Here is a 747-nt window from a genome sequence, read left to right on the forward strand (position 1 = left end):
AGTAGTGAAGCCCGTGAGCCATGCGTCAAGAAAAGCCGCTATCGTTCATACCGTACCCGTACCGTAAACCGACACAGGTGGATGAGGAGAGAATCCTAAGGCCGGCGGAAGAAGCATTGTCAAGGAACTCGGCAAAATGACCCTGTAACTTCGGGAGAAAGGGTGCCCCAGAGATGGGGCCGCAGAGAATAGGCTCAAGCAACTGTTTAGCAAAAACACAGGTCTATGCGAAACCGAAAGGTGAAGTATATGGGCTGACGCCTGCCCGGTGCTGGAAGGTTAAGAGGAGAGGTTAGCGCAAGCGAAGCTTTGAATTTAAGCCCCAGTAAACGGCGGCCGTAACTATAACGGTCCTAAGGTAGCGAAATTCCTTGTCGGGTAAGTTCCGACCCGCACGAAAGGCGTAATGATTTGAGCGCTGTCTCGACAATGCATCCGGTGAAATTGAAGTACCAGTGAAGATGCTGGTTACCTGCGCCAGGACGGAAAGACCCCATGGAGCTTTACTCCAGTTTGGTACTGGGACTCGGTATTGCATGTACAGGATAGGTGGGAGGCTAAGAAGTGGTAACGCCAGTTGCCATGGAGCCGCTGTTGGGATACCACCCTTGCAGTATTGGGTTTCTAACCAGCCGCCGTGACCCGGCGGTGGGACAATGCCAGACGGGGAGTTTGACTGGGGCGGTCGCCTCCGAAAGGGTATCGGAGGCGCCCAAAGGTTCCCTCAGGATGGACGGAAACCATCCA

At 54.1% G+C, this 747-nt stretch carries 1 rRNA gene; it reads left to right on the forward strand.

Annotated features, from left to right (window positions below):
* Positions 1–747 (forward strand): 23S ribosomal RNA (locus ACTNEW_RS16310); the annotation flags it as partial.

It is taken from the genome of Blautia sp. HCP3S3_G3, assembly GCF_052063365.1.
Lineage (GTDB): Bacteria > Bacillota > Clostridia > Lachnospirales > Lachnospiraceae > Blautia_A.